Raw genomic sequence first — 25419 nt, forward strand, 5'->3', positions numbered from 1 at the left:
TTGTTTAACTTACTCATAACACCCTATTCACATAACCTAACGTTCTTTGCGCCTAGATAAAAACTAAAAAAATGAAAAAAATCACCCTATTTATAATGCTGTTTGTTGCAGCAATTTCTTATAGCCAAAGTACTGGTTCTGTGGTTGGTAAATTAACAGACAAAGAATACGACAACGAACCTTTGGCTTTTGCTAACGTTTTAATAAAAGGCACTACAAAAGGAACAACCTCAGACATTGATGGTTTATATAGCATTGAAAATTTAGAAGCTGGAAGTTACACTGTAATATTCAGTTTTGTGGGTTACGAAACTCAAGAAATTAAAGTAACAGTTGTTGCTAATAAAGTAACAACAGTAAATGTACCTATGGGTGCAAGTGCAGCTTCTTTAGCCGAAGTTGTTATTACTACAACTACTAAAAGAGAAAGCGAAACTGCTTTATTACTAGAACAAAAGAAAGCAGTTGCTTTTAAAGCGTCTATTGGTGCAGATGAACTTTCTAGAAAAGGTGTTAGTGATGTAGCAACTGCTGTAACTAAAGTTAGTGGTATTTCAAAACAAGAAGGTTCTGGAAGCATTTTTGTAAGAGGTTTAGGTGATAGATACAACATTACTACTTTAAACGGCTTGCCATTACCATCAAATAACCCTTCAAATAAAAACATAAATTTGGATATTTTTACTACCGATATTGTTGAATATGTAGGTATTAGTAAAACATTTGAATCGCAAAACTATGCCGATTTTGGTGGTGCTAATATTGATATTGTATCTAAAAAATTCTCTGGTTCTCCATACGTTTCTATTGGTTTAGGTTTAGGTGCTAATACAAATGTTTTAAAAGTTGATGATTTTTACTTACAAGATGGTCCATCGTATTCTGGTTTTGATTATGGAAAAGCACCAAGTAAGCCACTATTACCATACAATTATGCAACAAGTTGGGATAGACAAACTAGTAAAAACACATTAAATAATAGCTATGCATTATCTGGTGGAAGAAAATTCAGTTTGGGTTCAGAAAGCAGTTTAGGCACGTTTATTACTGCATCATTTGATGCAGATAATAAATATATTGAAGGTATTTACAGAACTAATATTACAGCACAAGGTACTGCTAATGCTGATTTCTTTAAAAAATCATATAAACACAATACCAATTCAACTGTAATGGGTACTGCTGATTACAAAATAAACAACAAAAACTCCATTCTCTATACGGCTATGTTTTTAAACTCATCTTCACAAGATTACAGTGAATATGATGGGAAAAATGTTGAGTTTCCTGGGCAAGATATCATTGGCTTTATTAAACGTGGAACTTTTGATAAAACGCAATTATTAGTAAACCAATTGTTAGGTAAACATAAATTTAACGATCTATGGGATGCTGAATGGAATATTGGTTACAGCATTTTGGATAATACAATTCCAGATCGTATGCAAAATACTTTTGTACCAACGAGTGATGGATCATCAATTTATACTTTTTTTAAAAACAGCAGTATTAACAACCATAGATATTTCCAAAGCTTAGATGAAAAAGAATTTTCTGCAAATCTTTCAGTATCCTATAACTTTAATAAAAAAGCAGATGACGAATTTAAAGGAAAAGCAACACTAGGATACTCTGGCAAAATGAAAAATGTTGATTTCAATTCTCAACAATATTCATTTTTCCCTGAAACCAATAAAACTACTTTTACTAGAGATAATTTTAATAATACTGATTTATATTTAAATGCTACAAACTTTGATTTATCAGCAGGTGACAGCTCTAGTAGACTCCTTCAACTTTATAACGGTCATTTAAATATCCATACCGTATACGGAAACGTGCTATACAACTTCAATGAACAATTATCTGTTATTATAGGAGGTAGATTCGAACAAATAGAACAATATGTTTATTATGTGAGTTTAGATTTCCCAGATGGAAGTGGTAACACGTATGCACCTGTAAAGTTTTTACCTAGTTTAATTGCCAAATACAAATTAAATGACAAACAAAATTTAAAATTTGCAGCTAGTAACACCTATACGTTACCTCAATTTAAAGAGAAAGTGAGAATTCTTTTTCAAGAAGTTGGTCAATCTTATGAAGGAAACGATAAATTATACGCTTCAACAAATTACAATGCAGATTTAAGTTGGGAGTTATACCCTAGTAATAATGAAATACTTACTGTAACTGCTTTTGGGAAATTAATTCAAAACCCAATAAATGAAATGTTCACCAATTCATCATCTGGAAACATTACTTATGCTAATACAGGTGAAAAAGCAGTTATTGCTGGTGTTGAAATAGAACTAAGAAAAAACATTTTTAATTTTAATAATGATAGTGATTTAGAAGAAAAATTATCTTTTGGATTTAATGGATCGTACATGTATCAAGATCAAGATTTAAGTAACATAAAAGTAGTTACTGAAAATGGTTTTGGTGCAAATTTCACTTATCAAAACTCAAAATTATCTGGAGCTTCAGACTTTTTAGCAAATTCAGACATTTCTTATTTAAAACAATTTAAAAATGGTAAAGACATTACAGCAACACTTACTTATGCCTACGTTTCAGATAAATTAGCTGTATTAGGAACTTCAGAAAGAGGAAATCTTATAGATAAATCAATAAGTAGATTGGATTTTATACTAAAGTCTAATCTTTCAAAAAATTTAAAAATGGGATTATCCTATAAAAACATATTAAACCCAACTTATAGAAGGGAAACGGACCAAAGTAAAGCACCACTAATTAAAACTGCTGATGTTTTAGCAAGTTCTTATAAAATAGGGTCAAACCTAAGTTTGTCTCTAAATTATAAGTTCTAGCAATAAAATTTAAATTATTAAAAAAAAGAGGTGTTTAAGTTATTAAATCACCTCTTTTTTTAATTAAAAAGTCATGTAAATTTAATGTTAATTAAACCTGAGATTTTCAAAAATCCTTAACATCAAAATAATACTCGCTTAACGCGACAAAAACACTAAACATGTTCATTTGTACTATCAAAAAAACTTAAACAAAATTTAAAAAAAAATGAGAAAATCGATTTTAGCAATAGCAATTTTAGCACTTGGATTAACAAGTTGTAGTAAAGACGACAAACCTACTAGTAGTAGTACGTTTGATTTAAAAGTGGATAATTTAAAAGGTAATATTACAGATGGAACTGTAACATTAGATGCTACACAAACATACACACTAACTGGTGGTTTAGTTGTAAAATCTGGTGCTACATTAATTATCCCTGCTGGAACAAAAATTCAATCTGATCCTACTGCTGATACAGAAAAAGCTAAAACAATATTTGTAGCTGTTGAAAGAGGTGCTAAAATCTTTGTAAACGGTACAGCTGCAAAACCAGTAATCATGACATCTGGTAAAACAACTCCTGCTGAAGGAAATTGGGGTGGTTTAATTATTTGTGGTGATGCTAAAGTAAACACTGGTGATAACGGAACTTCAGAAGTTGGTGGTTTATTATATGGAGGCAACAACAATGCTGACAACTCAGGATCTATTACTTACTTAAAAATCTCTTACACAGGTTCTAAATTTAGTGATAGTAAAGAATATAATGGTGTTTCATTCTTTGGAGTTGGTAGTGGAACTACAGTAAATAACATTTACACATATGAAAGCGGTGATGATGCTGTTGAATTTTTTGGTGGTGCTGTAAACGCTTCTAACTTAGTTTTAATAAACTCTTATGATGATTCTTTAGATTTTGCTGATGGATATATTGGAACTATAAATAACGTATACATTTCTGGTGTTTCGAATGCTGGTATAGAAGGTTCTAACAATCAAGCTAATGATATAGCTTTACCTATGACAGATGCTAAATTAAGTAATGTATCTATAGTAAAAGGTTCAGAAGCTAAATTTACAGCTTCAGAAAAAGCTATCAATTTTAAAGAAGGTGGTGGAAAACAAGCCTACACAAACTTATTTGTTGCTAATGATATGCCTACTACTTTCGCTAAATTAGATTCAGGTACTGGTGCTACTGCTAGAATTTCTGCTGGTGATTTTAAAGTTAACGGAATCAATTTCGCAACTGCAAATAATACTGTAGCTACTTATGTTACAACTCAAACTGGAGCTGGTAATGGAGCTAGCTTACCAACTTGGGCTGCATGGACTTCTAACTAATTAGTAAATAAAAATTAATAAAATAGAAAAGCATCCCAAATTGGGATGCTTTTTGTTTTTAGTTTATTTAAAAAAATTTACTTTATTGAATTTCAGATTCTTTTAAACTTGCTATAGTATTGTTACTATAATCTACTTCTTTTACAACATCATTGGTGTAATAAAACCATTTGCCGACTTTTTTTCCATTATCATAATTACCTGAAACTGTTTTTTTACCTTCTGCACTAAAACTTAACCACTCACCTTGTAGTTTACCATCTGCAGTGTAAAATCCAGTTTGACTTACAGCTCCATTGTCATGATAATAAACAACTTCAATTAGGTTAGTGTCTTTATTAAATTTTAAATCTCTCTTTTGTTGGCCAAAAGATGATACTGCTATTAAAAAGGCGAATAATAAAACTAACTTCTTCATAATTATGGGGGTTTTAACATTATATGTCAAATATAGCAATAAATTAACTTTTAAACAACATTTACATAACATTAAATTAACATTAAAATACTAATAAATTGTAAATCAACTATTTATCAATGTTAAATATTGTCGAATTGATAATAATTACTTAATACTATAGTTACAATTAGCTAATTTAAAACAATGAAATTAGCATTGTCTTAAGACATAACAATTAGTTTTTCATATAATCTTTTAGTTTTTGTCGACTACATTATCATGATTTCTAATAAGGCTGCCTTAGGCCGAGGCAGCTTTTTTTGATTACTTATTTCAAATATAACCTGTTAACACCTTCATATATTTGAAATTCAGCATTTTTTTAATCAAAAAAAGTGTAAAATCTTGTTTTTATCAAATAAAATATAACATTTACATAACTTAGCATTTTTAAATACATAAGATATTTGCAAACTTATTTACCAATATAATGGATAGTATTTACTTATTAATGATAATTGCCCTTGCGGTTTTAGCTATTGCCGATTTAATTGTAGGTGTTAGTAATGATGCCGTTAATTTTTTAAACTCTGCTATCGGTTCCAAAGCAGTTCCTTTTAAAATAATCATGATAGTTGCTAGTATAGGGATTGGATTAGGAGCCATATTTTCTAGTGGCATGATGGAAGTGGCACGTTCAGGTATTTTTAATCCAAACCAATTCATGTTTAATGAAATCATGATTATTTTCATGGCGGTTATGATAGCAGACATTTTGCTGTTAGATTTTTTTAACACTATAGGTATGCCAACCTCTACTACTGTTTCTATTGTATTTGATTTATTAGGAGCATCGGTAGCTATGGCACTTATTAAAATTGGTAAAAATGGTGGTAATTTTCTGGATGTTGTAAATTACATTAACACATCCAAAGCAACCGAAATTATTTTTGGAATTTTATTATCTGTAGCTCTTGCTTTTTCAATTGGTATTGCTGTACAATGGGTAGCTAGATTTTTACTTTCGTTTAATTACGAGAAAAAGTCAAATTGGGTAGGTGCACTTTTTGGAGGTTTAGCAATTACCGCTATTACCTATTTCATTTTTATAAAAGGTATTGGCGGCACAACATTTGCAAAACAAAGTTATGATATTATAGGAGGCGTAACTATTAAAGAATTTCTAAAATCAAATTCTTTTACAATAATATTGCTATGCCTTATTATTTGGTCTTCTATTTCTTTTGCCTTAATTTCTTTTGCTAAACAAAACATATATAAAATTATTATTATAATTGGAACTTTTGCACTAGCATTAGCATTCTCAGGGAATGATTTGGTTAATTTTATTGGTGTTCCTATTACTGGTTGGCAATCTTATACAGCTTGGGCTGAATCAGGTATTGCTCCTGAAAATTTTGAAATGGGATTCCTGTCTGATAACGTGCCAACACCAACTATTTTATTAATAATTTCTGGTTTTATTATGATAGTAACCTTATGGTTCTCTAAAAAGGCAAAATCGGTTACTGAAACAGAAATAAATTTATCTAGAGAAGGCGATGGTAAAGAACGTTTTCAACCTAATTATTTATCTCGCGGTTTTGTTAGGCTTGCTGTTGGTTTTTCTCAAATGGCTTCTTACATTTTACCAAAAACTTGGCAAGATAAGATTGACAAGCAGTTTGAAAAGCCAGAAATTAATTTAGCTTTAACCAAAACAGATGAACTTCCTGCTTTTGATATGGTTAGAGCAGCTGTAAACCTTATGGTTGCTGCAATTTTAATTTCGGTAGCTACATCTATGAAACTACCACTTTCTACAACCTATGTAACATTTATGGTAGCCATGGGTTCGTCTTTAGCAGATAGAGCATGGGGTGCAGAAAGCGCTGTTTACCGTGTAGCTGGTGTATTAAATGTTATTGGTGGCTGGTTTTTTACTGCAATTATTGCATTTATTGCAGCTGCAACAATTGCTTATTTATTAAATTGGAATGTAGTAGTTATGGTACCTGTTTTATTACTAGTAGCAATTTTGCTATTAGTAAGAAATTATATAGCGCACAGAAAACAAACAACCGAAGCTAAGACTGAAGACAGCTTAACTAAAGCAGAAAGCAGCTCTATACAAGGCGTAATACATGAAAGCGCAAATAATATTGCAAATGTTGTAAAACGTGGCAATAAAATATATACAAATGCCATAAATGGTCTTGCAAAACAAGACTTGGATTTATTAAAAAAGAATAAAAAACAAATAGTAAAATTATCTAGCGAAGTTGATGAATTGCGCGATAACATTTTCTATTTTATTAAAAATCTAGATGACTCAAGTGTTGGTGCTAGTAACTTTTATATACATATTTTAGGCTATCTTCAAGACATGACTCAGTCTTTAGAATATATTACTAAAGTGAGCTATAAACACGTACAAAACAATCATAAAAAATTAAAATTTAATCAAATTAAAGAATTAAAAGAAGTTGATGAACGTTTTGATACTTTTTTTAACAATACCCAAAAAGCTTTTGATTCTCGATCTTTTGAAGAAATAGGTATCATTTTAGGAAGAAAACAAGAAATTTTAGGCTTAGTAACTTCTAAAATTCAAAAACAAGTAGAACGTACTCGTACTGAAGAATCGAGCCCTAAAAACACAACTTTATATTTTAGTTTACTTTTAGAAACAAAAGATTTATTGAATGCTTCTATGAATCTTTTGGAAGAATATTACAATGCACATGATAGTTCGGTAAAACCAGCTACTGTAATTGTAAATCATCCAAAATCAACAAAACCTGTAGAATTAAAAAATTCGAAAGAGTCAAAAGATTCAAGTGATTTAACGAAAGAACAATCTGAATCACCAGAGCAAACAGATTCAACAGATTCGACTGAAACAAAAGAATAATATATAATTTTTATTCTAAAACAAAGCCAGCATTTACAGTGTTGGCTTTGTTGTTTCTATAATTTATTTACTTTTGTTTAAAATTAAAATGATATAAAAATGATTTCAGTAAACGAATATTTTGAAGGCAATGTAAAATCTATAGGTTACACCACAGCAATAGGAAATTCAACCTTAGGTGTTATGAACCCTGGTAGTTATGAATTTGGAACCTCAAAACACGAAACCATGCGTGTTATAGAAGGTGAAATGACGGTTTTATTACCAGAAGCTTCAGAATGGGTTACATATAAAGCTGGTGAGGCATATGAAATTGATGCTAATAAAAAGTTTCAGGTTAAAGTTTCTGTTCAAACATCTTATTTGTGCCAGTATAAATAAAAAACACTTTAAATATAATAAAATAAAAAGCACCTCAATTGAGGTGCTTCTTTTTTAAACATTATACTTGAAAAACTACTTTCAAATACACTTTAAATAACTTGGGGCAAAACTTATTATGATCCGCACATTAGGCAATCATCACCTTCTGCTGCCTTTGCTTGTGCTATAAGTGCTTTCATTTCTTCTGCACTCATAGGTTCTACTTCAACAGGTTTATGCTGTTTAGCAAATTTAGCGGCATTTACTTCTGCAATATGTTTTTTCTGTTCTTGTTCTACTTCTTGGTTTACTATAGTTTCTTCTGCTACAGGTTCTTCCTTTTTAGTAGTTTGTAGCGTGAATTTAATAGCATCAACAGCACTCTTAGTACGTAAATAATACATACCTGTTTTTAAACCGCTTTTCCATGCATAAAAATGCATAGAGGTTAATTTAGCCATAGTTGCACCTTCCATAAATAAATTAAGTGATTGTGACTGGTCTATAAAATAACCACGTTGGCGAGACATATCGATAATGTCTTTCATGCTTAACTCCCAAACGGTTTTGTATAGTTCTTTAATATCTTGTGGAATGATATCGATACCTTGTACCGAACCATTAGCACGCATAATTTCTTGCTTTAAATTATCATCCCAAAGTCCTAATTCTACTAAATCTTCAAGTAAATGTTTGTTTACTACAATAAATTCACCCGATAAAACACGACGTGTATAAATGTTTGATGTATATGGTTCAAAACATTCGTTATTTCCTAAAATTTGAGATGTAGATGCTGTTGGCATTGGCGCTACTAAAAGTGAATTACGTACACCATGTTTTAGTACTTGTTTACGTAATTTATCCCAATCCCACATACCACTTAAATCGGTTTCTTTCAAGCCCCAAAGGTTATATTGAAATTGCCCTTTGCTTATTGGTGAACCTTCATAAGTTTGATACGGACCATCTGCCTTAGCTTCTTCCATACTGGCAGTAACTGCAGCAAAATATAACGTTTCAAAAATATCCTGATTTAATTGTTTTGCTTCATCACTTGTGAAAGGCATACGCAGTTGTATAAACGTATCTGCCAAACCTTGCACCCCTAATCCAATAGGACGATGACGCATATTTGAGTTTTCTGCTTCTATTACTGGGTAATAGTTTCTATCAATTACTTTATTTAAGTTTTTGGTAACGCGTTTTGTAATACGGAACAATTCTTTATGATCGAATTCGCCATTTTTAACAAACATTGGTAAAGCGATAGATGCTAAATTACAAACAGCAACTTCGTCTGGAGATGTGTATTCTAAAATTTCGGTACATAAATTTGAAGAACGAATGGTTCCTAAATTTTGTTGGTTCGATTTACGGTTTGCGGCATCTTTATACAGCATGTATGGCGTGCCTGTTTCAATTTGAGATTCTAATATTTTTTCCCAAAGTTCGCGCGCTTTAATGGTTTTTCTGCCTTTTCCTTCAGCTTCATATTTTAAATATAAGGCTTCAAACGCTTCACTATGTACTTCATCTAAACCTGGGCATTCATTAGGGCACATAAGCGTCCAAGAGCCATTTTCTTCAACACGTTTCATAAACAAATCGGAAATCCACATAGCGTAAAATAAATCGCGTGCGCGCATTTCTTCTTTACCATGGTTTTTCTTTAAATCTAGAAAATCCATAATATCTGCATGCCATGTTTCAATATACATTGCAAAACTTCCTTTGCGTTTTCCGCCACCTTGGTCTACATAACGAGCGGTATCGTTAAATACTTTAAGCATTGGCACAATACCGTTACTTGTGCCATTTGTACCAGCAATATAGCTTCCTGTAGCACGAACATTATGTATTGCTAAACCAATACCTCCTGCAGATTGCGATATTTTGGCTGTTTGCTTTAATGTATCGTAAATACCATCAATACTATCATCTTTCATAGTTAACAAGAAACAAGATGACATTTGTGGTTTTGGTGTGCCAGCATTAAATAGTGTTGGTGTAGCGTGTGTAAAATATTTTTTAGACATTAACTCGTAGGTTTCAATAACCGACTCTAAATCGTCTAAATGTATACCAACTGCCACACGCATTAACATGTGTTGTGGGCGTTCTGCAATAGCGCCATTAAGTTTTAATAAATAAGAACGTTCTAAGGTTTTAAACCCAAAATAATCATACCCAAAATCGCGGTTATAAATAATTGTTGAATCTAAAACATCTTTGTTTTTCATTATTACCTCATAAACATCATCGGCCAAAAGTGGTGCTTCTTTGCCTGTTCTTGGGTTTATGTAAGTATATAAATCGTGCATAACCTCACTAAAGGTTTTCTTGGTGTTTTTATGTAAGTTTGATACAGAAATACGTGCAGCTAAACGTGCGTAATCTGGGTGTGCCGTAGTCAAGGTTGCAGCAATTTCGGCAGCTAAATTATCAAGTTCGCTAGTAGTAACGCCATCATACAAGCCTTCAATGACGCGCATGGTTACTTTTAATGGATCTACTAATTCGTTTAATCCATAACATAATTTTCGCACCCTTGCGGTGATTTTATCGAACATAATCTGTTCTTTTCTGCCATCTCTTTTTACTACATACATAATTATTACACTGTTTTTTAAATTTCCTGATACACCTTCAGAAAAATGGTTAATTACTTATTCCAAATACTAATCTAATTAACAATTAGTTTAATACTTAGTTGGTTTAGTTGGTTTGATAAAATTGAAATTTCTCATATAACTGAAATAAATTCAGTATAAGTGCATGAGAATAACACTTAATATAAGTTTTTAGATTATTTACTTTTTTGAATTAATTTCTATTAGAAATCTGCATCAAACGTAAACTTATCTTTTTCTTCTTCTTTATTAAGAACACCTGCTTTTTGGTATTCAGACACACGTTTTTCAAAGAAATTGGTTTTTCCTTGTAGTGAAATCATATCCATAAAATCGAATGGATTGGCTGTGTTATATTCTTTTTCACAGTCTAATTCAGTTAGCAACCTATCAGTTACAAATTCTAAATACTGCGCCATTAATTTGGCATTCATACCTATTAAACTTGCTGGTAATGATTCTGTAATAAACTCACGCTCAATATTTAATGCGTCTACTAAAATTTCTCTAATTCTTGATTTTGGCACTTTATTTACCAAATGCTTGTTATGCAAATGCACTGCAAAATCGGCATGCACACCTTCATCACGAGAAATTAATTCGTTTGAAAATGTTAATCCTGGCATTAAACCACGCTTTTTCAACCAAAAAATTGAACAAAACGCACCTGAAAAGAAAATACCTTCTACAGCAGCAAAAGCTATTAAACGCTCTGCAAAACTTGGCGATTCAATCCATTTTAAAGCCCAATCTGCTTTTTTCTTAATAGCAGGAAAATTTTCTATGGCATTAAATAATAGGTCTTTTTCTTTTTCGTCTTTAACGTAGGTATCTATTAAAAGTGAATAGGTTTCACTATGAATGTTTTCCATCATGATTTGAAACCCGTAGAAGAATTTCGCTTCACTATATTGTACTTCATTTACAAAATTTTCAGCTAAATTTTCATTTACAATACCATCAGAAGCTGCGAAAAATGCTAAAATGTGTTTTATAAAATAACGTTCATCATCATTTAATTTATTTTTCCAATCTGTAAGATCTTGATGTAAGTCAATTTCTTCTGCGGTCCAAAAACTTGCCTCCGATTTTTTATACCATTCCCAAATATCATGATGTTGAATAGGAAAAATAACAAAACGATCTTTGTTTTCTTGTAAAATGGGTTCGATAGCTTGAGACATTGTTGTTGTGTTTATATTAAAATTAGACAATTGATTTATGTCGATTTGGGAAGTAACAAAGATTGAAAAATGATGTTAAAAATGAAAGGTTTAGTTATAAACATTGTTAAGAAGTTTTTAACAATTACAAAAAACACTAGGTATGAGAAGTTTACAAATAAAAAAGATTAATTATTTGATAATTAGTGTTTTATGCTTTTTATAAATTCAAAAAGTTTACAGAAAAAAAATAGATTTTCATTTTTAAAACCCTTGTTTTAAAGGTGTTTTGGGCGGTTTTTAAAGCTATTTCAAGTTGTTGGCAATGGTTTCTAACTCGGCATACCAATCGGCTCCAAACTTTCTAATTAATGCTTCTTTTACAAATTTATAAACCGGTACTTGCAACTCTTTACCAAGTGTGCAAGCATCATCGCAAATATCCCATTTATTATAATTTACTGCAGAAAATTCGGTGTAATCTTGCACACGAATTGGGTATAAATGACAAGAAACTGGTTTTTTCCATGAAATTTCACCTTGATTATAAGCTTCTTCAATTGCACAAAGTGCTACTTTTTTCTTATCAAAAATAACGTAAGCACAATCGGCACCATTAATTAACGGTGTTTCTAAATCGCCATGTTCAGAGGTTGTATAAACACCTTGTTCTTCAATAGCTTTTATGCCTTCTTTACGTAAAAAGGGTTTCACTTTAGGATAAATAGATTTCAAAATTTCGGCTTCATCTGCATCAAGTGGCGCGCCGGCATCACCATCAATGCAACAAGCACCTTTGCATGCTGAAAGATTGCATAAAAAATCTTTTTCTATAATTTCTTCTGAAACAATGGTTTTACCTATTTGAAACATATTTATTTTATGTAGTAGTTGGCAAAAATAACGAAACTTTAGCTTTTAGCTGTCATAGTTATTAATTTCAATACTGTACTTTTGCATCAAATTTTAATACGCATACAAATGCAACTTAATTTTAAAGAAATATTTACAGCTTTTATGGTATTGTTTGCAGTGGTTGATATTGTAGGCAACATTCCTATTATTATAGATTTACGTAAAAAAGTAGGACATATTAATAGTAGAAAAGCCGCTATTATTTCGGGCATAATAATGGTATCGTTTCTATTTTTAGGAAAAAGCATTTTAAATTTAATTGGTATTGACGTAAACTCGTTTGCTGTTGCAGGTTCGTTTATACTATTTTTTATTGCTTTGGAAATGATTTTGGGTATTACGCTTTATAAACATGAAGAACACACTGCCGATACTGCTTCGGTATTTCCGTTAGCATTTCCACTAATTGCTGGTCCAGGTAGTTTAACAACCTTGCTATCGTTAAGAGCTGAATTTAAAACCGAAAATATTATAATTGCCATTATATTAAACGTTATTGTTATTTTTATTGTTTTAAAAACATCAAAAACCATTGAGCGATTTTTGGGGCAAAACGGTATTAGCATTGTTAGAAAAGTGTTTGGCGTGGTACTTTTAGCCATTGCTGTAAAGCTTTTTGCCCACAACATTAAAGCGCTATTTGAAATCATATAATTTATATACTCATGAAAATTTTAACTATTATAATTAGTGTTCTTGCTTTAGCTCTTATTGCTTTTAACTTTACTAAAGTTGATTTTAATACGCCTTTTGAAGGCGAAAGCATTATAGCTTTAATAACTATTCTATCAGGATTTTGTGTTATTTTAATGATGACAATCCTTAGAATTTCTAAACGTATTGAAGCTAAAGTAAAAGGCCGTAACTAATGTTTGATGCGTTAATAATTGGTGGCGGTGCCGCAGGTTTGCAATGTGCTTTGGTATTGGGTTCTGCTAATGGTAAACCCTTTGCTGAAAATAAGCAAATTGGCATTATTATACACCAAAAAACATCGCATTTACAAACTGCTTTATTTAATAATGTATTAGGTTTAACACCTGGAACTACAGGTGAATCTATTCTAAACGATGGAAAAACACAATTAAAAACCTTATACCCACACGTTGAACAAATTGAACATGAAAAGGTTTTAGAACTTTCAAAAATTGAAGGTGTTTTTCAAGTTAAAACCAATAAGCATACATACAAAGCTGCAATTGTAGTTGTTGCTGTTGGTTATACAAACTTAATAACCATTAAAGGATTAGAAAATTATATAGAACCACACCCAAGAGCCGAAATTGAAAAAAATAGAATTTGGTTAAAAAACACCGACCATTTAGTTGACAAAAACTTGTATGTTGCGGGTTCGCTTGCGGGTTGGCGTAGCCAGTTTGCAATTTGTGCTGGTAGTGGTGCGCATGTAGCTACCGATATTTTAACGCTTTGGAACGGCGGTAAGCATGTGAAAGTGCATGATAAGATTGGTTAATCCTCCACAGCTGCTTTTGGTTTAAAAACAAAACTATTAGCACTTAAAAGAAGCCCTATTTCTTACCGTTACTCAAATCAATAACTTCTTCAATCATAATATCATGCTTATTGAAAACTTCTTCAAAAGCACCTGCACCATAAAGTTGGTCTGCTAATGTGGCTTTTAGGTATTGTTTTACTTGATCGTGGTAAGCTACAAAGGTTAATTTAGACTCCGTTCTTAAATTTAAATACTCTTGAAAAGCATAAACCATAGCTTCGCTAACTTCAAATTTATCAATAAACTCTTGTCTTGAAATACCTGTGTATGATTTCCTAGTTTTCTCCAACGTTTCAAAAACAAAATAACCAATAAACCCACGACGTTGTAAATAAGTTAAAGTTTCATTTTCCATACCACTATCAATTGGCACAAAAACATCTGGAATAATACCGCCACCACCATATACAATTTTACCTTTTGGCGTTTTATATTTTAACGAATCGGCAACTTGAATTTTTTCTGGATCAAGCAATTCGCCACTATTTAAACGCTCAAAATATTCATCGTAATAATCTTTATTACCATTTTTATATGGGCGTTGAATAGAACGACCTGTTGGTGTGTAATATCGTGAAACCGTTAATCGTACCGCGCTACCATCGCCCAAATCCATTTCGCGTTGCACCAAACCTTTTCCGTAGGAACGACGCCCAACAATAGTACCTCTATCGTTATCTTGTAATGCCCCTGCAACAATTTCACTTGCTGAAGCTGAATTTTCATTTATTAGTACGTAAATTTTTCCCTTTTCAAAATCGCCTTTACTAGTTGCAAAGCTTTTTTCAATTGTACCACGTTTATTTTTGGTGAATAAAATAAGTTTTTCATCTTCTAAAAACTCATCAACAATTTCTTCGGCAATACCTAAAAATCCGCCTGGGTTATCTCGTAAATCTAAGGCAATTTCAGTAGCGCCTTCTTTTAAAAGTTTTTTTAAGGCTTTGTCAAATTCTTTATAAGTAGATTCTGCAAAACGGTTTACTTTTATGTAGCCCAGCTTTTTGGTAAGCATATACGCCGCATCTACACTTTTTATTGGTATGTTTGAGCGTTTTACGGTAATATTTAAAAGTTTTGGTTCACCTTTTCTATATACTTTCAAATTTACTTTACTGTTTAATGGTCCTTTAAGTTTTTTAACTAAATCGCCATCTTTAAATTTATTACCAAAAAGTGTATCGCCATCGGCAATAAGAATTCTATCACCACCTTTTATACCTGCTTGCTCGCTTGGTCCACCTTCAATAGCTCTTATTACTGCAATAGAATCGCGATATGGATAAAAACTAACACCAATACCTACAAAATCGCCTTTCATGTTTTCGGCTACACTTTGCATTTCCGATTTTGGAATGTAAACCGAATGTGGGTCGAGGTTTTCTAAGATGCCATTAACGGTAACATCTACAATACTATCGGTGTTGATATTATCAACATAATCGTAATCAATATAATCTATAAGCCTATTAAGTTTATCTTTTTTACTGTTTTTAGAAAACAATTTATCGGTCGAATCGCTAAAATTTAATTTGGCGCCAATAAGAATACCTGCTGCTACTGCAACACCTAAAATTAATGGCAAGTATTTTTTTTTGTATGGCATTATGCTGTTAAATCGGTTATTTGTTTTAGTTTTATTCCTGCTTTTTCTAGGAATTTTAGTCCAGAATCGTCTTTATAAGCCTCATGGTATACTACTTTTACAATACCAGCTTGGTGTATTAGTTTACTACACTCCTTACACGGCGACATGGTAATGTAAAGCGTTGCTCCTTTGCACGATTGGGTTGAAGCTGCTACTTTTAAAATAGCATTAGCCTCGGCATGAAGCACATACCATTTTGTATAACCTTCATCATCTTCACAAAAGTTTTCAAAACCTGATGGCGTACCATTATACCCATCAGAAATTATCATGCGGTCTTTTACTATTAACGCACCAACTTGACGGCGTTGGCAATAGGACAATTTTCCCCATTCTTGTGCAATTCGTAAGTAGGCTTTATCGTATTTAAGTTGCTTTTGTTCTGGCATTAATTTTATTTATAATTATGGCGTTACCTTTATCCTGAAAAAAGTTCAGGAATCAGGTCGGGCTATACGTTGCAATCTTTTTTGCTTTTAATGGCAAAAAAGGATTTTCACTACTATCCCTAACGCAAAACAATATAACGAAGATACTTGGTTCGTATTTTAATTACAACGCAAGTTCGTTAAAGTTTTACAAAAGTTGGCTGAATGGTAGCTAATTTGGCTGATTGGTGCGTTAGGGATTGAGCAATTGTTGGAGCACCTCGCAGAGTGCGACTTGCGAAAGCCCGACCCTTGGGTAACGCAAAAAAAATTTATGCTATAAACTCGCTATTAAGTATCATTGGGATTACTAATCCTACTACGATAGCTGAAATTACCATTATCCAATCGCGTTTATTAAACCTGAAAACGGTTTGCATAATATAGCCTAGAAGTAATACTGCAAATACGATTATTATTTGTGCTAGTTCGATGCCTAATGCAAATTCTAGTAACAAAATTAGTTTATTATCGGAATCGCTTAGTAGCATTTTAAACTCACGTGCAAAGCCCAAACCATGTATTAAGCCAAAAAATAATGTTGATAGAAATAGTATGCCTACTTTTTCTTTTTGTGCGCCTTTGCCCGATGTAAATACGTTAAAAAGTGCTACAATTAATATGGTAATTGGTATTAAAAACTCTACTAATTGCGCTTTTACAGTAATAATGCCATAGACCGATAACACTAGTGAAAGCGTATGCCCTAAGGTAAACATGGATACTAAAAGTAGTACGCGTTTCCAGTCTTTAAAAAGGTATGGTACGGTTAGTACGATAAGAAATAAAACGTGGTCGTAGGCGTTAATATCTAACACGTGGTTGATACCGTACTGAACATTAAACCAAAAATTATCAAACATGCTACTTACAATTTAGGGAAACCAAAGATACAATTAATTAGATTTCTTTAACGTAGCTTTATACTTTTTATTGAGTTGTTTTAGCATCTCGTTTGTAATATCGGCTAGGTTAAATTGGTGTTTCCATTTCCAGTCTTGCCTTGCGTATGAGTCGTTAATATTTTTTGGCCAACTTTTAGCTATATCTTGCCTATAATCTGGAGCATAGGTTATTTTAAATTCGGGTATATGTTTTTTTATGGCATTGGCTACTTCCTTTGGCGTAAAACTGGTTGCCGAAAGGTTGTAAGACGACCTTATTTTTATGGCATCTTTATCTGCAATCATTATATCTACGGTAGCCTTAATGGCATCGTCCATAAACATCATAGGTAGTTCGGTATCTTCTTTTAAAAAACATTCATAAGTACCATTGGTTATGGCTTTATGGTAAATTTCAACAGCATAATCGGTTGTGCCGCCACCGGGTAATGTTTTCCAACTTATTATTCCCGGGTATCGCAAACTTCTAACATCTACACCATATTTATTAAAGTAATATTCGCACCAACGCTCGCCTACTTGTTTTGTAATACCGTACACAGTGGTTGGTTCCATAACGGTATATTGTGGTGTATACTCTTTGGGTGTTGTTGGTCCAAATACAGCAATACTTGAAGGCCAAAATACTTTTTTTATAAATTTTGCTCTTGCTAAATTTAGTACATGAAATAATGATTCCATATTCAAATCCCAAGCTTTTTGAGGATATTTTTCGCCAGTAGCACTTAACATGGCTGCCATTAAATACACTGTATCAATTTTATATTTTTCAACACAAACTTTTATACTTGCATAATTTTGTGCATCTACAATTTCAAAAATACCCGAATTTACAACATCTAAATTACTATAACTTATATCGCTAGCAATTACATTTTTATCACCGTACAATTCGCGCAGTTTAAATGTTAATTCTGAACCAATTTGTCCACATGCACCAATTATTAATATTTTAGACTTCATTCAATGTATTATTTATAAAGAATTTTCAAAAATAATAAGTTTTTATTGATAATATTTTATTTAAAATGTAAAATATTGTTAATTTGATTTACCGCTGTCTTTCAAAAAAACAAACGAATGCTATATATTTGTGTTACTATTTTACCTAAACCTATGACTATTAAATTTTTTAGCATTTTATGTATTTGTACTTTGATGTTTTCTTGTAAAAAAAATCAAGATGCCAAGGAACAGGTTGTTGAAAAACCTAATGAAAGTAAAACCATAAAAGCCAAAGACATTGCTAAACTTAAATATACCGATTATATTTTAGACACCAGAGCAGGTGATTCTATTGCAAGCTGGAATGAATACAAACAACTTGAAACAATAATAACCAATATAAAAAAAGGTGATTTAAGTTTTTTTATTGCGAATGAAAAAGCGGTTAATGAGCTAATGACTAACTTAAAACAAAACATTCCGCTTGAGGTTAATAGTGATGCTATTTTAGCTAGAATTACTGCCTTAGAAACTAAAGTTTTAAAACTTGAAAGTTTATCAAATTTATCGACTACCAAAAAACCAGAATTACTTTCTGTAATTAAAGAGTTTTTAGTTTCATTTTCTAATTTGAATTTGCAAATGAATAAGAAAATAGAAAACGATAATATTATAATTGAAAGGCCTCAAGACACTATAATGCCGATTTAAACTGTTCTAAAAATCGAACATCGTTTTCGCTAAGTAAACGAATATCGCTAATTTGATGTAGTAACATTGCAATACGGTCTATACCAACTCCAAAGGCAAAACCTGAATATTCTTTAGAGTCTATTTTACAGTTTTCAAGTACATTTGGGTCTACCATACCACAACCACCAATTTCTAACCATCCTGTACCTTTGGTAATACGGTAATCCGATTCGGTTTCTAAACCCCAATACACATCAATCTCTGCACTTGGTTCTGTAAACGGGAAGTATGATGGGCGTAAACGTATTTTACTTTTTCCAAACATTTGGGTTGTAAAATATTGAAGCGTTTGTTTTAAATCGGCAAAACTTACATTTTTATCAATATACAAACCTTCAAGTTGATGGAAAAAACAATGCGAACGCGCAGATATAGCTTCGTTTCTATAAACACGACCTGGTGAAATAGTACGAATAGGCGGTTGGTTGTTTTCCATATAACGCACTTGTACCGAACTGGTATGTGTACGCAATAAAATATCTGGATTTGTTTGAATAAAAAACGTATCCTGCATATCGCGTGCTGGATGGTATTCTGGCAAGTTTAATGCGGTAAAATTATGCCAATCGTCTTCAATTTCTGGACCTTCACTTACATTAAAACCAATGTTTGAAAAAATATCGATAATTTGATTTTTAACAATTGAAATTGGATGGCGCGCACCTATTTGAACAGAACTTCCTGGGCGAGATAAATCGCCATATATACCTTTTACTTCTTCCTTGCTTTCTAACTCTTCTTTTAAGGTATTTACTTTTTCTTCAGCAGTTTTTTTAAGCGTATTTATTACTTGTCCAAATTCCTTTTTTTGGTCGTTTGCAACGTTTTTAAATTCTGCAAAAAAGTCGTTTAGCAATCCTTTTTTACCTAAATATTTTATTCTGAAGGCTTCAACTTCCTCTTTGGTTTGGGCTTTAAAAGCTTCGGCTTCGGCTATAAGTTCTTTTATCTTGTCTATCATGATTCGTTCAAAATGATGGCAAATTTACTGTTTTTTACGGAATTTGCGTTAGGGATTGCAGTGGAAATCCTTTTTTGCCATTAAAAGCAAAAAAGATTGTAACGAAAAGCCCGACCCTTGTGGTAACGTCCAAAAACTACTGTATATATTCGGTTTCTAAAAAGTAGTTTACGATGGCTTCTTTCATTAAAACACTTTGTTCGCCTGCTTTTAAGTGTGGCAAGGTTTCAATGGTTTTGTAATGTGGCCAACCTTCGGCATCTACAAAATCGAGTTCGTAATAGCCGTACGGGGTTAGCAACTTACAAATGGCTATGTGCATTAAATCGAGTTTATGGTCTTTTTTAAATTCGCGGTTAAACTGCCCTAATTCTTGCACGCCTATTAAATAAATAATGGCATCTAGGTCTAGCGTATCGCCATCGGCAAATTGTTTGGATAGTTTGGTTACTACCAAGTCCCAGCGTTCTTTTAATTGTTCGTCTCTAGCCATTTATTAGGTTGAAAAGTTTGATTTTTGAAAGTTGCAAAGTTAGTAAAGCTTAGCTTGACATGATACTTCAATTTTAAAAATTATATATTTACAAAAAAACAGATTAATGAATGCTTTAGATTTAATTTTACTAGCTTTTTTAATTTTTGGGTTGGCACGTGGTTTTTGGCGCGGACTTTTTGTTGAAATAGCATCGTTGGTTGCTTTGGTTGCTGGTGTTTATGGTGCGTTTCATTTTAGTAATTTTGCTTCAGAATTTTTAAAAGAAAAGGTTGACTGGAACCAAAACACAATAAATATAGTCGCATTTATTGGTACTTTAATTTTAATTGTTTTAGCAATTGCCTTAGCGGGCAAAGCTTTAACTAAAATTGCCGATTTTGCAGCTTTAGGACTTTTTAATAAAGGTTTAGGTGCGCTTTTTGGCGGACTTAAAGTTGCTGTTATTTTAAGTGCTGTTCTTATTATTTTTGAAAAAATGAATAGAACATTACCTTTTACAACTGAAGAAGATAAAGCAACTTCTGAGGTTTATGAACCTGTAAAATCTATAATTCCATTGATTTTTCCTGGTATAATTGTGAATGGAAAACCTATTGGCGATGATTTGGATGAGGATAGAGATATGCCTGAAAGTGCTTTACAAAAAGCTACTAATTAGTTTAATACAAACGTATAATCTATATCATCTACATTTAAAATTATATTATTTCCTTGTTTGCTACTTATTAATGTTTTTAACTCTTCAATTTCTTGTCTATTAAACATTAAAACCAGATTATCTTGCATTGATGGAATTGGTATTTTTCTTTTAAAACTAGCACAGGCATATTTTTGTTCCCAAAATTGACTATCAATTCCTAACAGGTAGGATTTAAAATATGAATATTGCTCGCTACTTAATTCAAAATAAATATTGTTAAACTCTAAATGATATATGTTGCATTTATTACACAAAGCCAATTCTCCGCTTTTAACTTTTGATATTATTTTTAAATTATGGCACATAGTGTTGTTTTTAAATTAATAACAATCCATTTTTAGTTGTTGGTTATTTTGATAGTAACTAAGCGGCTTATTATTGTATTTTACACAAATAGATTCCAATACACTTAGTACGCCTTTTTGCATTGCTAAAGAACCACAAATCATTACTACACCACCATTGTACAAGGTTTGTGCAACAAATGCTGCATCTAAACTTAAAGCGTCTTGCACATACTGTTTTTTAGCTTCTTGCGATAATACTAAATTACTTTTTGTTAATTTTTTTTGCTGAAGAAACGCATTAATTTGGTTGCTATACATTGAAAAAGATGCTTGCGTTCTTAACCCAAAATACAAATGGGTTTCAGTACGCTTGTTTTGATGAAGCATGCCTAAATACGGCGCAATGCCTGTTCCGTTTGCAATTAATATAACGCGTGATGCTTTTTTTGGAAAATGAAACGCTGAATTTTGAATGATGCGTGCTTTAAATTTTTCATTAATCTTAAAATCATTCAAGTAATTAGAGCCTAAACCGTTTTTATAATATTTAATACTTAACTGGATATTGCCATTTACTTTTCCAATAGAATACAAACGTTCTCGATAATCGCTTTTTGGGTAAACCGCTAGCAAATCGCCCGAAGTAAATTTATGTATCTTTTTAGGTTTTAAAGTAAGTAAAAAGGTATTATCTACATTTGCTTCAACTTCTGTTTTGCTTACAACTTTAAGCTTTTTATTTTGGTTTGGTTTTGCTGTTAATTTGTTTTTTGAAATGCTTATTTGCAAGCCTACTTTTTCACCAAACTGTTTTGTAAATTGATAAAATGCATCGTACGATTTATCATGAATAGTAAACGGTTCTAACAGTTGGTTTCCATTTGTATTCAATAATGCTTTATCAACATCAAATGCAAATTGACAAAAATCAGGATATGCCAACGAGCCAAAACCAACTACCGAAAACGTAAATGGTTGTACTTGTTTAATAGTTTCTAAACGTTTTAAAAATTTATTAGCATTGGTTGGTGCTTCACCTTGCCCATAAGTTGCTGTAATGATAATTAAATGTTCAGCTTTTTCAAAAATTGCATACTTATTAAGTTCGGTAATATGCGATGTTTCGCCAATATTTAATAATTGCCGATGCAATGCGTTTGCAAAACTTAAAGTACTTCCATTTTCTGAGCCTACTAAAATAATGTATTTACAAGCGTCTTTTTTATACTTGTTTTTTAGTTTGGATGCACGACGCTTTAAAGTCATTGCAAACCCAGAATAAATAAAAAATAGAATATTTACACAAGCAATAGCTAAAATAATAGACCACAAAATACTACCGCTACCTGTGTGTAAATTAAAACTTAAACTAGAAAAAAGTGTAACTAATGGATAGTTAATTTCACTTAAAACTTTGCCTGTAAATTGATTTACAACAACTTCTTTATCTTTTAGTTTGATGGTATAATAATCTTCAACATCATTAGAAAACGGAAACTCAACTTGTTTAACGTCAGATAATTTGGTGTTTTTAAATAGCTCGAAATCTTTAATTTGAAGTTTTGGGATTTCTGAAAGTGATTCAAAATCTATTTGATGCTTGGTTTTTTCATTTGGCAGTAAATCGAACTTTTCTAAAGACAAATAAACACCCGTAATGGTAATGATGATGATTGGAATTAATGATAATCGCCCTAAAACTACATGCCAATATTGATTGAAATTATCGTTAACAATTTTTGAAAAAAACTGTTTAATACCCCGTTGCCTTTTTAATATTAAAATTAATCCTGAAATTGCAATTAAAAATAATAAAAACGAACACAAGCCTACAAAAAAGCGTCCGATTCCTTTTAAAAATAATGAGCGATGAAAGTTTGTAACCCACTGGAAAAATTTAGACGTTTCAATACGTTCTGAAAGATATTCACCCGTGCTTGGGTTTATGTAACCATTTACCATTTCGCCTTCCATATCAATTGCATCAATCAATACAAAACCGTTGGCATCAATTTGTAAATCTAATACCTCATCGTAGTTTTGTTTGATACCATCTAATACTTCGGCAAGTGTTATTTCTTCAAAATTAGCAACTTTATAAGGCTGCAAATTGTTTGAAATAGGCTGAAATGCCAGAATAATTCCGGTTACCGATGCTAAGAAAATAAAGATGAAAGAAGATACAGCCAAAGCTAAATGACTGTATCTCCAAATGGAAATGGACATTTTATAAAACTAACTCAAAAAATTATTAATTAGGCATTATACGCACATAACGAATAAAACCTTTCCCTTCATGTTTTGCTTTTACATTTTCAGTTGTTAATGGAATTTCAACATCTTTAACGTAATATGGTTTGTCTTCAACAGCCGTTTCAAAACGCAAACTGTAACCTGCATCTATTTTAGAATCTTCAATTTCAATAACATTAATTGCGCGTCCGCCACCACCAATTGTTGCACCTGTTATGGCGTCTAAACTGGTTCTTTTTTTACCATAAAAACGCCACCATTCTTTAATATCATGGTACCATTTTTCATCATCACCTTGCACATATAAGGTTTTTTCATAATTACCTTTTGGGTTTATTAGCGAAATTACAATGTAAGCACCTTCACCTGAATAATTTGTCATTTGAATCATGCATTTGTATGAACTTGTTTTTGGCGCAAATGCTACGGAAGCTATAAGTGTAATTGCCAAAAGTGATAGTACGGCAACTTGTTTAAGGTATTTCTTCATTTTATTAGTTTATTTTAAAAAATTAATATCTACTCGATTTGCTGCTAACAATTCGTTTTCTGAAGCTAAATCGAAAACAGATTCATCAAAACCTGTTACAGTTTTTTTATCTGCGCCTTTGGCTATTAAATATTTAAGAATTACATCATCTTTAGCTTTCATTGCAGCCATGTGTAATACCGAAAGTCCATCAACATTTACTGCATTAATATCAATATTATAAGCTTCTAAGTATTTAAGTAATTCCAAATCTTGTTTATCAATAGCTACATGATACAAGGTGTTTTCTTTTGCTTGTTTTGCTGAAAAATTTACTTGATGTGCATTCAAAATTTGTGCTTTCTTTTCAAAATTTCCTTTATCTCTACTAGTATATGCGTTTACTAAATAGTATGCTGCATTATTACCTTCAGCATCTAAAAGTTGAGCATTTGCTTTGTTGTCTAACAAATAAGAAACCACTTCTGGACTATTTCTCTCAACCGCTAACATTAAAGCTGTTTCACCTTTTTTATTTTGAGCATTTATGTTTTTGTTGAAGCTAGCCAAGTGTTTTACAACCTCTAAACTATTTGAATTTGCTGCGTTTAAAAATGCTGTATTACCTATATTATCTGGCGTATTTACATCCAAACCTTTTTCTATAAAGTAGTTTATTACTGAAATATCTTTGTTTCTGGAAGCCACAATTTGCAAAGGTGTTACACCTTCATTTGTTGTAATATTTGGGTTTAAACCAATGCTTTCTAAATAGTTGTAAACTTCTAATCCATTGGCTTTTCCACGAGTTCCTATAGCTGCAAATACAAATGCTTGGTTATTGCTTTTTACACCTTTTGCAACTAACTGCTTTAACAAATCGATATTCCCAGTTTTTGCAACATAATTAAATATGCCATTGCCATTTGCATCTACACTATTAATATCTAAACCTTTTGATGTGAAATAGTTAATTAACGTAAAATTAGTATCGCTTGATGCTACCAACAATAATGCATTGGCGCCATCTAAATTCAAATCCTTTTTTAAATTGGCTCCATTGGCTAAACATATATCGTACACTTTTGTGTTTTTTACGCCTGCACTTGCTGCGAAATTGAGAATGGTATATCCTTTACTATCTAAAATGTTGGTTTTTGCTCCTTTTTTTAGCAAATATTCCATAACCTCAACATTTCCTTTGTAAGCAGCCCAAAATATATAGGTTCTACTGTCGTGAGTTAATCTATTTACATCGTTTCCTCCTTTAGAAATGATGTATTTAATAGTTTCATTTGGCGCTTCTTGATTGATAGCAAAAACAACAGGATCAAAACTATTATTGTTTAATTCTGAAATATTGTTTCCTGCTTTAATTTTTTCATCAACTTGGGCAATGGTTGTGTTTGGACTCCAAAAATCACGATTTAAAAACACATTGTTTTGTGCAAAACTTTGCACTCCTAAAACAAGTGCTATTGCCACTGTAAATAACTTTAAATGTTTCAT

Annotated in this window: 23 protein-coding genes; 9 read left to right on the forward strand and 14 right to left on the reverse strand. The window is 31.7% G+C overall.

The genetic code is table 11. From position 1 onward, the window contains the following. The first annotated feature begins 71 nt into the window (after positions 1 to 71). Together ACFQ1R_RS09250 and ACFQ1R_RS09255 are read left to right on the forward strand one after the other, a co-directional pair. Positions 72 to 2834: a TonB-dependent receptor gene (locus ACFQ1R_RS09250; RefSeq protein ID WP_379925881.1), complete on the forward strand. Its 2763-nt coding sequence runs from the start codon at positions 72 to 74 to the stop codon at positions 2832 to 2834. A gap of 208 nt (positions 2835 to 3042) precedes the next feature. After that, complete coding sequence (locus ACFQ1R_RS09255; protein WP_379925882.1) at positions 3043 to 4161, forward strand: hypothetical protein; 1119 nt, start codon at positions 3043 to 3045, stop codon at positions 4159 to 4161. Positions 4162 to 4243: 82 nt separating this feature from the next. Here the strand turns inward: ACFQ1R_RS09255 and ACFQ1R_RS09260 are convergent, their stop codons facing one another. Next, complete coding sequence (locus ACFQ1R_RS09260; protein ID WP_379925883.1) at positions 4244 to 4579, reverse strand: toxin-antitoxin system YwqK family antitoxin; 336 nt, start codon at positions 4577 to 4579, stop codon at positions 4244 to 4246. A gap of 472 nt (positions 4580 to 5051) precedes the next feature. On the opposite strand from ACFQ1R_RS09260, the gene ACFQ1R_RS09265 reads away from it, so the two are divergent. Continuing rightward, positions 5052 to 7475, forward strand: coding sequence for an inorganic phosphate transporter (locus tag ACFQ1R_RS09265; RefSeq protein ID WP_379925885.1), 2424 nt, complete (start codon positions 5052 to 5054; stop codon positions 7473 to 7475). Between the two features lie 99 nt (positions 7476 to 7574). Then, positions 7575 to 7856: a pyrimidine/purine nucleoside phosphorylase gene (ppnP, locus tag ACFQ1R_RS09270; RefSeq protein ID WP_379925887.1), complete on the forward strand. Its 282-nt coding sequence runs from the start codon at positions 7575 to 7577 to the stop codon at positions 7854 to 7856. A gap of 116 nt (positions 7857 to 7972) precedes the next feature. Here the strand turns inward: ppnP and ACFQ1R_RS09275 are convergent, their stop codons facing one another. The 3 genes from ACFQ1R_RS09275 to ACFQ1R_RS09285 all read right to left on the reverse strand — a co-directional run bounded on the left by ACFQ1R_RS09275 (position 7973) and on the right by ACFQ1R_RS09285 (position 12507). Next, positions 7973 to 10450 carry a ribonucleoside-diphosphate reductase subunit alpha gene (locus ACFQ1R_RS09275; RefSeq protein ID WP_379925890.1) on the reverse strand — a complete coding sequence of 826 codons (2478 nt, stop codon included), beginning with the start codon at positions 10448 to 10450 and terminating at the stop codon, positions 7973 to 7975. Positions 10451 to 10674: 224 nt separating this feature from the next. Further along, the gene (locus ACFQ1R_RS09280) at positions 10675 to 11655 is read right to left on the reverse strand and encodes a ribonucleotide-diphosphate reductase subunit beta (RefSeq protein ID WP_379925891.1); all 981 of its coding nucleotides are present in this window, start codon (positions 11653 to 11655) and stop codon (positions 10675 to 10677) included. Between the two features lie 285 nt (positions 11656 to 11940). Further along, positions 11941 to 12507, reverse strand: coding sequence for a DUF3109 family protein (locus ACFQ1R_RS09285; RefSeq protein ID WP_379925892.1), 567 nt, complete (start codon positions 12505 to 12507; stop codon positions 11941 to 11943). 108 nt (positions 12508 to 12615) lie between these two features. Between ACFQ1R_RS09285 and ACFQ1R_RS09290 the strand changes: the two genes are divergently transcribed. The 3 genes from ACFQ1R_RS09290 to ACFQ1R_RS09300 are packed head-to-tail and all read left to right on the forward strand — an operon-like array spanning position 12616 to position 14023. Continuing rightward, positions 12616 to 13203, forward strand: coding sequence for a MarC family protein (locus tag ACFQ1R_RS09290; RefSeq protein WP_379925893.1), 588 nt, complete (start codon positions 12616 to 12618; stop codon positions 13201 to 13203). An 11-nt stretch (positions 13204 to 13214) separates the two neighbouring features. Next, positions 13215 to 13418, forward strand: a complete 204-nt coding sequence (locus tag ACFQ1R_RS09295) for a hypothetical protein (RefSeq protein ID WP_379925894.1) — start codon at positions 13215 to 13217, stop codon at positions 13416 to 13418. Further along, the gene (locus ACFQ1R_RS09300; RefSeq protein WP_379925895.1) at positions 13418 to 14023 is read left to right on the forward strand and encodes an FAD-dependent oxidoreductase; all 606 of its coding nucleotides are present in this window, start codon (positions 13418 to 13420) and stop codon (positions 14021 to 14023) included. Before ACFQ1R_RS09295 ends, ACFQ1R_RS09300 begins: the two co-directional genes overlap by 1 nt. Before the next feature lie 55 nt (positions 14024 to 14078). Here the strand turns inward: ACFQ1R_RS09300 and ACFQ1R_RS09305 are convergent, their stop codons facing one another. From ACFQ1R_RS09305 to ACFQ1R_RS09320, 4 genes are all read right to left on the reverse strand, one after another. Continuing rightward, positions 14079 to 15671: a S41 family peptidase gene (locus ACFQ1R_RS09305; protein ID WP_379925896.1), complete on the reverse strand. Its 1593-nt coding sequence runs from the start codon at positions 15669 to 15671 to the stop codon at positions 14079 to 14081. Then, complete coding sequence (locus ACFQ1R_RS09310) at positions 15671 to 16102, reverse strand: deoxycytidylate deaminase (protein ID WP_379925898.1); 432 nt, start codon at positions 16100 to 16102, stop codon at positions 15671 to 15673. The genes ACFQ1R_RS09305 and ACFQ1R_RS09310 overlap by 1 nt, the downstream gene beginning before the upstream one ends. A 311-nt stretch (positions 16103 to 16413) precedes the next feature. Continuing rightward, positions 16414 to 17004, reverse strand: coding sequence for a HupE/UreJ family protein (locus ACFQ1R_RS09315; protein ID WP_379925899.1), 591 nt, complete (start codon positions 17002 to 17004; stop codon positions 16414 to 16416). Between the two features lie 33 nt (positions 17005 to 17037). Further along, a complete protein-coding gene (locus ACFQ1R_RS09320; RefSeq protein ID WP_379925900.1) occupies positions 17038 to 18009 on the reverse strand; it encodes an NAD-dependent epimerase/dehydratase family protein in 972 nt (323 codons plus the stop codon). Between the two features lie 153 nt (positions 18010 to 18162). On the opposite strand from ACFQ1R_RS09320, the gene ACFQ1R_RS09325 reads away from it, so the two are divergent. Further along, complete coding sequence (locus ACFQ1R_RS09325) at positions 18163 to 18702, forward strand: hypothetical protein (RefSeq protein ID WP_379925901.1); 540 nt, start codon at positions 18163 to 18165, stop codon at positions 18700 to 18702. Here the strand turns inward: ACFQ1R_RS09325 and pheS are convergent. Next, entirely contained in the window at positions 18686 to 19705 is a 1020-nt protein-coding gene (pheS, locus tag ACFQ1R_RS09330; RefSeq protein ID WP_379925902.1) for a phenylalanine--tRNA ligase subunit alpha, read from the reverse strand. The genes ACFQ1R_RS09325 and pheS overlap by 17 nt on opposite strands. A 136-nt stretch (positions 19706 to 19841) precedes the next feature. Then, the gene (locus tag ACFQ1R_RS09335; protein ID WP_379925903.1) at positions 19842 to 20198 is read right to left on the reverse strand and encodes a hypothetical protein; all 357 of its coding nucleotides are present in this window, start codon (positions 20196 to 20198) and stop codon (positions 19842 to 19844) included. 106 nt (positions 20199 to 20304) lie between these two features. Between ACFQ1R_RS09335 and ACFQ1R_RS09340 the strand changes: the two genes are divergently transcribed. Further along, positions 20305 to 20859, forward strand: coding sequence for a CvpA family protein (locus tag ACFQ1R_RS09340; RefSeq protein WP_379925904.1), 555 nt, complete (start codon positions 20305 to 20307; stop codon positions 20857 to 20859). Here the strand turns inward: ACFQ1R_RS09340 and ACFQ1R_RS09345 are convergent. Genes ACFQ1R_RS09345 through ACFQ1R_RS09360 form a run of 4 tightly spaced genes read right to left on the reverse strand, consistent with a single transcriptional unit; the run spans position 20856 to position 25419 of the window. Further along, positions 20856 to 21206: a DUF6686 family protein gene (locus ACFQ1R_RS09345; RefSeq protein ID WP_379925905.1), complete on the reverse strand. Its 351-nt coding sequence runs from the start codon at positions 21204 to 21206 to the stop codon at positions 20856 to 20858. The genes ACFQ1R_RS09340 and ACFQ1R_RS09345 overlap by 4 nt on opposite strands. Before the next feature lie 15 nt (positions 21207 to 21221). Beyond that, complete coding sequence (locus tag ACFQ1R_RS09350) at positions 21222 to 23414, reverse strand: PepSY domain-containing protein (protein WP_379925906.1); 2193 nt, start codon at positions 23412 to 23414, stop codon at positions 21222 to 21224. A 25-nt stretch (positions 23415 to 23439) separates the two neighbouring features. Next, positions 23440 to 23931, reverse strand: coding sequence for a DUF2271 domain-containing protein (locus ACFQ1R_RS09355; RefSeq protein ID WP_379925907.1), 492 nt, complete (start codon positions 23929 to 23931; stop codon positions 23440 to 23442). A gap of 9 nt (positions 23932 to 23940) precedes the next feature. After that, complete coding sequence (locus ACFQ1R_RS09360; protein WP_379925908.1) at positions 23941 to 25419, reverse strand: ankyrin repeat domain-containing protein; 1479 nt, start codon at positions 25417 to 25419, stop codon at positions 23941 to 23943.

The organism is Mariniflexile jejuense, from assembly GCF_042675665.1.
Taxonomy (GTDB): domain Bacteria; phylum Bacteroidota; class Bacteroidia; order Flavobacteriales; family Flavobacteriaceae; genus Mariniflexile; species Mariniflexile jejuense.

What these genes read in the sequence shown, in the direction of transcription:
- ACFQ1R_RS09250 (WP_379925881.1), top strand. Translation starts at nt 72, where the DNA reads ATGAAAAAAATCACCCTATTTATAATGCTGTTTGTTGCAGCAATTTCT.
- ACFQ1R_RS09255 (WP_379925882.1), top strand. Translation starts at nt 3,043, where the DNA reads ATGAGAAAATCGATTTTAGCAATAGCAATTTTAGCACTTGGATTAACA.
- ACFQ1R_RS09260 (WP_379925883.1), bottom strand. Translation starts at nt 4,579, where the DNA reads ATGAAGAAGTTAGTTTTATTATTCGCCTTTTTAATAGCAGTATCATCT.
- ACFQ1R_RS09265 (WP_379925885.1), top strand. Translation starts at nt 5,052, where the DNA reads ATGGATAGTATTTACTTATTAATGATAATTGCCCTTGCGGTTTTAGCT.
- ppnP (WP_379925887.1), top strand. Translation starts at nt 7,575, where the DNA reads ATGATTTCAGTAAACGAATATTTTGAAGGCAATGTAAAATCTATAGGT.
- ACFQ1R_RS09275 (WP_379925890.1), bottom strand. Translation starts at nt 10,450, where the DNA reads ATGTATGTAGTAAAAAGAGATGGCAGAAAAGAACAGATTATGTTCGAT.
- ACFQ1R_RS09280 (WP_379925891.1), bottom strand. Translation starts at nt 11,655, where the DNA reads ATGTCTCAAGCTATCGAACCCATTTTACAAGAAAACAAAGATCGTTTT.
- ACFQ1R_RS09285 (WP_379925892.1), bottom strand. Translation starts at nt 12,507, where the DNA reads ATGTTTCAAATAGGTAAAACCATTGTTTCAGAAGAAATTATAGAAAAA.
- ACFQ1R_RS09290 (WP_379925893.1), top strand. Translation starts at nt 12,616, where the DNA reads ATGCAACTTAATTTTAAAGAAATATTTACAGCTTTTATGGTATTGTTT.
- ACFQ1R_RS09295 (WP_379925894.1), top strand. Translation starts at nt 13,215, where the DNA reads ATGAAAATTTTAACTATTATAATTAGTGTTCTTGCTTTAGCTCTTATT.
- ACFQ1R_RS09300 (WP_379925895.1), top strand. Translation starts at nt 13,418, where the DNA reads ATGTTTGATGCGTTAATAATTGGTGGCGGTGCCGCAGGTTTGCAATGT.
- ACFQ1R_RS09305 (WP_379925896.1), bottom strand. Translation starts at nt 15,671, where the DNA reads ATGCCATACAAAAAAAAATACTTGCCATTAATTTTAGGTGTTGCAGTA.
- ACFQ1R_RS09310 (WP_379925898.1), bottom strand. Translation starts at nt 16,102, where the DNA reads ATGCCAGAACAAAAGCAACTTAAATACGATAAAGCCTACTTACGAATT.
- ACFQ1R_RS09315 (WP_379925899.1), bottom strand. Translation starts at nt 17,004, where the DNA reads ATGTTTGATAATTTTTGGTTTAATGTTCAGTACGGTATCAACCACGTG.
- ACFQ1R_RS09320 (WP_379925900.1), bottom strand. Translation starts at nt 18,009, where the DNA reads ATGAAGTCTAAAATATTAATAATTGGTGCATGTGGACAAATTGGTTCA.
- ACFQ1R_RS09325 (WP_379925901.1), top strand. Translation starts at nt 18,163, where the DNA reads ATGACTATTAAATTTTTTAGCATTTTATGTATTTGTACTTTGATGTTT.
- pheS (WP_379925902.1), bottom strand. Translation starts at nt 19,705, where the DNA reads ATGATAGACAAGATAAAAGAACTTATAGCCGAAGCCGAAGCTTTTAAA.
- ACFQ1R_RS09335 (WP_379925903.1), bottom strand. Translation starts at nt 20,198, where the DNA reads ATGGCTAGAGACGAACAATTAAAAGAACGCTGGGACTTGGTAGTAACC.
- ACFQ1R_RS09340 (WP_379925904.1), top strand. Translation starts at nt 20,305, where the DNA reads ATGAATGCTTTAGATTTAATTTTACTAGCTTTTTTAATTTTTGGGTTG.
- ACFQ1R_RS09345 (WP_379925905.1), bottom strand. Translation starts at nt 21,206, where the DNA reads ATGTGCCATAATTTAAAAATAATATCAAAAGTTAAAAGCGGAGAATTG.
- ACFQ1R_RS09350 (WP_379925906.1), bottom strand. Translation starts at nt 23,414, where the DNA reads ATGTCCATTTCCATTTGGAGATACAGTCATTTAGCTTTGGCTGTATCT.
- ACFQ1R_RS09355 (WP_379925907.1), bottom strand. Translation starts at nt 23,931, where the DNA reads ATGAAGAAATACCTTAAACAAGTTGCCGTACTATCACTTTTGGCAATT.
- ACFQ1R_RS09360 (WP_379925908.1), bottom strand. Translation starts at nt 25,419, where the DNA reads ATGAAACATTTAAAGTTATTTACAGTGGCAATAGCACTTGTTTTAGGA.